This is a genomic window from Acetobacterium malicum subsp. dehalogenans DSM 11527 (assembly GCF_000472665.1).
In the GTDB taxonomy this organism is placed as follows: Bacteria; Bacillota; Clostridia; order Eubacteriales; family Eubacteriaceae; genus Acetobacterium; species Acetobacterium malicum.
Map to the genome: position 1 here is coordinate 1 of NZ_AXAC01000068.1, position 6,098 is coordinate 6,098.

At 33.3% G+C, this 6,098-nt stretch carries 5 protein-coding genes; all 5 read right to left on the bottom strand.

Features of this window, described 5'->3' with window-relative positions; translation table 11 throughout:
* Positions 1–199 precede the first annotated feature (199 nt).
* Positions 200–811, bottom strand: a complete 612-nt coding sequence (locus A3KS_RS0116955; protein ID WP_026395904.1) for a hypothetical protein — start codon at positions 809–811, stop codon at positions 200–202.
* Between the two features lie 13 nt (positions 812–824).
* Positions 825–1,034 (bottom strand): hypothetical protein, encoded by a 210-nt coding sequence (locus tag A3KS_RS0116960; protein ID WP_026395905.1) that lies wholly within the window; start codon positions 1,032–1,034, stop codon positions 825–827.
* A 155-nt stretch (positions 1,035–1,189) separates the two neighbouring features.
* The gene (locus tag A3KS_RS0116965; RefSeq protein ID WP_026395906.1) at positions 1,190–4,237 is read right to left on the bottom strand and encodes a DEAD/DEAH box helicase; all 3,048 of its coding nucleotides are present in this window, start codon (positions 4,235–4,237) and stop codon (positions 1,190–1,192) included.
* Positions 4,234–5,040 carry a Hachiman antiphage defense system protein HamA gene (locus A3KS_RS0116970; protein WP_026395907.1) on the bottom strand — a complete coding sequence of 269 codons (807 nt, stop codon included), beginning with the start codon at positions 5,038–5,040 and terminating at the stop codon, positions 4,234–4,236. The genes A3KS_RS0116965 and A3KS_RS0116970 overlap by 4 nt, the downstream gene beginning before the upstream one ends.
* 301 nt (positions 5,041–5,341) lie before the next feature.
* Positions 5,342–6,098: nucleotidyl transferase AbiEii/AbiGii toxin family protein (locus A3KS_RS0116975; protein ID WP_026395908.1), on the bottom strand; the 757-nt coding region annotated here is incomplete at its 5' end.

The following is a 6,098-nucleotide window of genomic DNA, read 5'->3' on the forward strand; positions in this document are numbered from 1 at the left end:
CCACACAACCATTGTTTTTACCCGATACATCCTGCTGGAATGGCTTCGCCGAAACGAAAATGATGATAAAACCTTGTGTGAGTTATTCTTCAGGCTTTGTGATGACATCCAGGATATGGCACTCTCAACCGCTCTTCAAAGTTTGATGAGCTTATTTGTTGAACAATTGAATTCGGTAGGCTCTAGAAAGTCTACTCTGTTAAAAAATCAACTCCAGCAATGGATTGAATCTCAGGCCTCTTTTATCAAGGCTTTGTTTGGTCAATTGGGCTGGGAAAGTTGAGTTAATATTATTCCAAATATTTTTAAAATTTTCATCCCTATAATAATTTGTTTCAACCCCTAAACTGCATTGATATTGTATAGCATTCATTAAGATTACTTTATATTCTCCATCCTCAAGATTATTAATCGCTGTTTGTATTAAACCTAAAAAGTGTTCTTGAAGTTTGTTTCCTGTTGTTCCATTCGCCGGAAAAGATTCTCCATTATCTAAAAACTCATCCTTATGCGGACTTTCAAGAATAACAACAATTGTTTTTTCATTTTCTAAGTTGTCTGGTATTTTGGTATCTCTATTATTTTTCTTTCTTTCTTCACGACTAAAATATAAATCCGTTCCTTTAGTCTGTATATTATTGTCTTTTACCAGTATTGTTCCCACAAGAATATCTTCGCATTTTTTAAGATTATATTTATTATCATCAATTTTCTTTATTCCATTAGTTTCTTTTTTTTTAATTGTTACTTCAGCAATCCTTTTGTCATCTATATATAATATCATTTTACCTTCACACGGTAATAGTTCCATATTTATTCTCCCTTTATTTATTTCTTAGTTCTCTATAGGCTTCTCGACCAATTTCATTCATAATAGTATTATAAAACTCCTGATTTTCAAAAAGTTTTGTAAAGGCACCCATTTGTTCAGTGTAACATTCATTTGCAATATCTTTAAAGATATAAGGGAAAATACTATCTTGAAATATTTCAGAATTATTGCTCTTTGCCTGTTTTCTAAGTTTATTTCTCATCTCTTAATCACCTCTGATGACTTTATCGAAGATTGTTTCTACGATAACACGATCTCCATCACTAAAAATCCCATTAAATCGTTTACTGATATGATGTATATTTGTGGTGGCGGCTTTTTAAAATTAGACTTTCTCAATTTGAACATCACCCATTGTCATATTAACGTTTTGATTTTATAATAAAAAAAATCAGGGAATGGTCTCACAAAGTCTAATATTTCATCAGAATGATTTCTAATAGAGGTAATAATGTTATTCGATTCTATATCATTTCCCAAAATCTCAGGGATATCTCCCGCGATAACTCTATCATTAAAAACATTTTCGCACATAGAGATTGAAGTCATTGTTTTAACACCGTATTTGACTTTTTTCTGTAAAACACAAAGTTTAGAATAGGAACTCCCTGTATCGTTGTTATTAGTATCAATACATAAGATATCTATAATATTACCTATAAAAAAGCTAAGTTGATATGAAATCAATTTACTACATACCTTTTCAATTGATTTTATAGGTAATTCTGTTGCCATGGTCATATCTTTAAATGAATTACCTAAAATCCAAAACTTAGTCAATAATATGAACTGATCCATTGCAACAGTTATATTCTGGGTTTCAAAAAAGAAAATAATAATCATATCTAAGAGTTGCTCCTCATTATAAGAAATCTTGTCAATATTCTTTTCCTCAATCCATTTTTCAATCTGGAGAGATTGATCGATACCTATCATTGTGCGTGAATATTTTTGAATCTTTTCTTGTGATGCTCTTATTTGAATTTTTCTAGCTATTGCGGAGAATAGCCTAAGTAGGAGGCTCTTCTCCGCGTCATTCGCTAGAGCATAGGCAAGTGTTTCTGTACATAATTTAGTGGAAAGTTCTTCGTATTTTTCTACTTCGAAATTCGAAAAAACAAAACAAAGATGGTTTTCTATTGAATCAACAATCCTTTGATGATCATTGATTTTAGCCATTAGAATATTAGGTTCTTTATCGGGATATTTGTCTGTAAACCATAAAACAAGTTGCTCAAGTAGTGAGCTAAAGCAATTTGGCTGTTCGTAATTATTAATAATATATTCAGAGATATTTTTCCCTGAAAGAGTAACTTGGTAATCGATGTAAATATTTTGTACAATGGAAAGTATTGAGCTGCTACAAGGTTCAGAAGCGTTTGGATCAAACATTTTTATTCGATCATTCCACCGATGCCTACCACCATGCATGTTATCGTTTCTTTGATCAAATAACTTTGGGTCAGTTACAACTATACTCCCTTCGGTATACATACCAGAACGTGCTGTTCTGCCAATCAAATTCTGAAAACTTCTAACCTGCATACTTCTTCGATTTAAATTGAAGTTTGTCATAAACAAGTATTTAATTGGTATATTTACGCCTTGAGCTAAAGTTGATGTGCACACAACAAACCGAATCTCATTTTTTCTAATAGCATATTCTACTGCGAGTTTAATTCCATTAGGTAAATCTGCGTAGTGAGGGAAAACACCAAGAAGCGCACCCTTGCAATATTCATGTTCTTCACCATAATATTCTTGAATTAAGTTTTTGATTTTATTTGCTTGTTCGATATTTGTTACAGATAAAAGATTTGTCATATCAAAGTCTCGTCTTTTTAAATCTAATATTCTCTTGATAACTGTGAGTATACTGTCGGTTCTATTTACATAGATAGCTACTCCACCATTTCGACAGAGTCTTATTGCATAGTAAATTGCAATATCTTTAGAATCAGTCATTACTGGGAATGTACGAAAAGCCGATTCCTTCCCGAAGTTTTTTAATTGCACCGTTTCAACACTATTTGGAATGAAGTAATCTGATTCATAAGCATTATCAGAAAAATAGTTAATATCTTTAGTTTTTGAAGCAAAGCCTATAGATTTAGGCGTAGCTTTTATTTGATCGCTTGAAGCAAGTACACCTCTATCTTTTAAAAGCCAATCCAATATTTCATTAGCATTTGATAAAACTGCAGAAAGAAGCACAAGTTGTTTTTGAGAAGAAAGCTGTTCTCTAATTTCTGATACAAGAAGTTCGTATAATACACCTCTATCTCCATCATCGAACATATGACCCTCATCAAAAATAAAAAGGTCAATGTCATCAATTATATCTTTTTTATGGTACATAATATAACTTAGTTTTTCTGGTGTGCAAATAATAATCTTTTTTCTAGATAAATTAGTAACCTCAAACGTAATATCTTCTTGTAGAACATCAGAAAATTGGTTAATGTCCGCTTCGTCTGCAAATACTTGGTTCATCTCATTTGTTATTTCATTGCATAGCGCTCGAAGTGGAGCAATAATAACAACGGTATTTGCCCTTTGGGAAAGAAAAGCTGATCGGATAACCAAGTCGATACTTTTTGTCTTACCAACACCTGTTGGTAGCTGCACAATTGCATTTTCTCCAGCTAAGACACCTTTTTCGGCGATAAGTTGTTGCGATGGCCATAGAATTTTTATCGCATTAGACTTTTTTAGATAACCGCTCCATTCTTTTAGGGAACAATCTGAATATTTAGGCAATAATACCCATGCTGATTTTTTTATTATTTCTATTATAACGGCAAATAATATATCGATATAGTAAATACTAATTGGTTCATTGCTTTCATAAACCACTCTTCTATACTGAACTAATAATTCATATAATACATCTGCTGATATATCTCCATGAAAATAAACAATGAAATTATTCAGTATTTTTGAGAACAATGAATTACTTTTATGATGACTTAACATTTTGTTTCTAAAAATGAAGTTGAATATATTAATCAGCAATATCTGTGGTGACTCATCGTTATGATTTGAATCAAGTGATATTTTAGAGCATAAAACTTTAGCACTTCCAAAATCATTTGAGAAAAAATATGCAGTTGCGCCTGATAACAAGAAATCATTATCATGTAGCGCTCTATCTTTCGAATTAACCGCCGCATCAAAATATTGAGACATATCAGTCATATGTATTGCAAATTCGTTTCGAGTATCAGTGTCATTATCAATAACGCTTTCAACATAGCGAGAAATTGTATAAACAGCGGGGTATGATAGTTCATTAGAATCCAATTGGAATTTTGGATAATCACTTTCTTTGATGCCATATTCAACTAGTTTTGCTTTTGCTTTTTGATATTTCAACATGTAATTTGATGCACTTGAAAAAATCATTTTATACACCTCTCATAAATATCATGGGTTAATTTCATGAGTGTTTTTCCATGTATATAGAAAATTTTTTGGTCACTTCTAAGGCAAAGTTGCTCGCCTTTTATTCCAATTATTACATTACCTGGTACAGTTTCTTGACTGCTTATTGCAGCGCCAATAAAGGTTGTCTTATAATTATTTTCGGTTTTCTGGAGAAAACGCGCAACTTCTGCGGACTCGGAATTTTTTCCTATATATTTTAACTTTTTTCTATAATAGTCTAAGGTGTGTGCGAATCGGTGATCATCTTTTTTAGAGTCAGTTGCCGCATCTATAATTGGACTTGCATCGCTTGCAGTCAATTTTGCTTTAACCTCGGCAGCGACCAACTCGTCATCTTTATTCGGTTCGTTAATATTCTTATGAAATTTATAAGCTATGACATCAGTCCCGTGTTCAGACTGTGTTTTGCCAGAACGATTTCGCTGCTTGCAACGAGGTACTTTATAGCCATATACAAACTCAAGCAAATCAGATATAAGTATTTCTGTAATATCATTTGAACGAGATGTCGGCCCCAACACATCTTTTTTCTGAGGAACAATATACTGTCGGAGATAATCTTCTGCCGACAAGCCTGTTACTCTTAAAGATTCGATTAATTCATCATCAGAAATATAGTGTTTACGTATATGTAAAGCCCAATCACAAAATACATCTTCATCAAGACAATAATCAAGTTTATAGCTAGTTAAAAGTATATTATCCTCAAAGGTTGTGCCGCTCTCTTCAGCTATCCAATTTAAATACTTAGGGGAATTCATAATTTCACTTCCTAAATGTTAGTTTTTATTTTAGATATAATTTAACTTATGCGAATCCTAGATATTTCTCAAAAAATACCATCAGCTTATCTATGACACTTTTTTTGTATGACCAACAACGGAGAAACGTGAGACTGGGGGCAAGATTTTTGAATATCAGTACCAGTAGTTTTCAATGCGCCATCACAGAGCGAGCCTCCAATAAATTTCGAGTTGCTGCATGCAATGTTCTCAGCGTTATTTTGTACATTTTTATCGATTTTTATTTATCCTTAAACCAAAGTCCGCAATAATGGGAGCTTTAAACTACCAATTGCATACAGGTTCGGACGAATTCCATAATTATCCCCCAGGTAATATCCGATGCATAAGAAAATTTCTTTTGATAAGCCAGCCAAAGATTTTCCATGACACNGCTATTTTCCACTTCATCAACGATCAACAGCATATTGGTTAAATAATGCTCTGTACCACGCTTGTTCGCAGTTACCATCAGCGCCTGATTGAAAACTGCAGGATTCATGTTTTCACCATAAAATTGAAGCAAAATGTGGAGGTCATAAAAATCTCGCATGCGGGTATTGGTAGTATTACGGGAAATAATGGTTTCCAACTTTTCGGCCAGAATCGTCTCCAGATTGTAAGCCCATATATCAATTTGACGTTCTTCCAACATCAGTTTGAGTTGATATCGAATTTCTTTAGGGGTAATAACATCACCTGTGGAAATATCCACCTTAAATGGTGTGATCACGCCGTCAAATTTTGTCTCGATACTAACCCTGATCCCCGGATACTCAGCTTCATCCATTATCTCACCAATGCTCTTGATATAAAAAGATACTCCATCGTCCAAGGGAACCGAGGCAATCGAAGCAACGATCTGCTCAACGTCATCAGCATTCACATTGATTCCTTTTACCGTGGCATCTAAATCCATGGTCGANCNTGCGTTNAACCCGATCATCGCCGTTACTAGAATTCCCCCCTTCAAAATGAATTGATCTTTATATTCAGAAAGAGAAATTCGCTCCAGAAATCGTTCCATCATATAATGT

What these genes read in the sequence shown, in the direction of transcription:
- A3KS_RS0116955 (WP_026395904.1), bottom strand. Translation starts at nt 811, where the DNA reads ATGGAACTATTACCGTGTGAAGGTAAAATGATATTATATATAGATGAC.
- A3KS_RS0116960 (WP_026395905.1), bottom strand. Translation starts at nt 1,034, where the DNA reads ATGAGAAATAAACTTAGAAAACAGGCAAAGAGCAATAATTCTGAAATA.
- A3KS_RS0116965 (WP_026395906.1), bottom strand. Translation starts at nt 4,237, where the DNA reads ATGATTTTTTCAAGTGCATCAAATTACATGTTGAAATATCAAAAAGCA.
- A3KS_RS0116970 (WP_026395907.1), bottom strand. Translation starts at nt 5,040, where the DNA reads ATGAATTCCCCTAAGTATTTAAATTGGATAGCTGAAGAGAGCGGCACA.